Consider the following 1,717-nt stretch of genomic DNA (forward strand, 5'->3'; position numbering starts at 1 on the left):
AATTGAGATAATTTAGTTTTCTTTTTACAATTTCCACCTGAAATTCGTCGCATTATTTACACCACTAATGCCATTGAATCTTTGAATGGGCAATTAAGAAAATTTACTAAAAATAAACGCATTTTTCCGAATGATAACGCTATCTTTAAATCATTCTATTTGGCTATCAAAAACATCGAAAAAAAATGAACAATGCAACCTAAAAATTGAAGTTCTGCATTAGCCCACTTTTATATAATGTTTGAAGGGAGGGTCGTATTTGAATAATGAGTAAAAATGAATTTACACAAAAATCGGTAAAGACCCAATTAAAGTTGTTCTGAATTAATCTTTTTTTCTTCAGAGTATATTTTATTAAAGTATTGTTTTAAGTAATCTCAAACCTAAAACATAATCATCTATTTGAATTTTTTCATTTTTGTTTAGAATTTTTAATTCTTTAAAAATTGATTCAAAATACTTCTTAATTTTAGTATTTGAGTTGTATGAAATATATTCATTTTTAAATACATACTCCCCATCTTCTAAATAACCAACAGAAAGATATAAATTTCTTATATAATGAACAACCCCTAAAGCAAGCTTATTAAAGTTTGGTGTTGAATTTTTATAATTGCTATCTAATTTATATATTAAAATTGTTGCATCTTTAAGTTCTTTTGATTTTAAAATATTGCCTTGCAAAAATGATATTCCTAATTCTAAATCTCTTGATAATTTTTCCATTATCAAAATGATCCAAAGACTTCTCTTATAAGTTACATTATACTCAGCACGATTGATAGTGTTATCCATTGATTTTTTCACTATACTATTATCTAAATGTTCTGCAAATTCAGTAATAAAATTTTCTATATTTAAAACATTATCATCAGCAAATTCTTTTATAGTTAAATATGTTTCTTCCGGTAAAGGAATACCCAATTCATTATTATTAATAAAATTAAGGAGTGAAATATGCAATTCATTAATTTTGTTAAAACTTTTTTTTATAACATTTGCAAATATAACTTCTTTTCCAAATTTAAATTTAGAGATATATTTTAAATAGTCGTTTAATGCAAATGAATCATTTTCAAGATTTAAATTTTGTTTTTCAATTTCATTAGTTATTTTTTGACTGAGTATTAAAGTTTTGAAATTAATTTTAGGAGAAGGGTTAGGCTCACCATCATTTCACATTGGAGAAAATACAAAAATATTAGCATCTTTGTTAATCTTATCTACATCGAGTTTTTTATCAATAAAATCAACATTATTTCCATTTATATTTATAAATGGTAATTTCAAATTATCAATTTTTTGTTGTTTCAACGTAATGTACACAAAACTTATATTTGCTTTAGCATTTTGAGTATAATATTTAAATTTGAGATAGTCATTTGCTAACTTACATAATTTAAAATCTTTCTCAATTTTAAATTCTACAAAAAATAATTTTTGTTGTTCATTCAAAGTGTCTATTTGAACTAATGTATCCGGAATAAAATTTAATTTATTTTCCATATCACCGCTACCCTTAATTTGTTCTTTTAATAATTTTTTTTCTTCACTATTAAGTTCTTGTTTTGAACGTAAATGAAATTCGGAAAAAATAACTTTATTTTTAATCTCAAAATTTGAGATTAGAGTATGTTAAGGACACCGCCTTGAAAAAGGAGGTGTCCTTTTGCGTAAGGAGGAAAAATGAAAATTAGAAAAATATATTCTGATCAAT

At 23.7% G+C, this 1,717-nt stretch carries 2 protein-coding genes; one reads left to right on the top strand and one right to left on the bottom strand.

Annotation, left to right across the window (positions count from 1 at the left end; genetic code table 4):
* The coding region (locus P695_RS05715; protein WP_035026624.1) for a transposase at positions 1–267 on the top strand (267 nt) is incomplete at its 5' end.
* A gap of 87 nt (positions 268–354) precedes the next feature.
* Here the strand turns inward: P695_RS05715 and P695_RS0104795 are convergent.
* Complete coding sequence (locus P695_RS0104795) at positions 355–1,506, bottom strand: hypothetical protein (protein ID WP_028127083.1); 1,152 nt, start codon at positions 1,504–1,506, stop codon at positions 355–357.
* Between the last annotated feature and the right edge of the window lie 211 nt (positions 1,507–1,717).

The sequence above is a fragment of the Williamsoniiplasma lucivorax ATCC 49196 genome, assembly GCF_000518285.1.
Classification (GTDB): domain Bacteria; phylum Bacillota_I; class Bacilli_A; order Mycoplasmatales; family Mycoplasmataceae; genus Williamsoniiplasma; species Williamsoniiplasma lucivorax.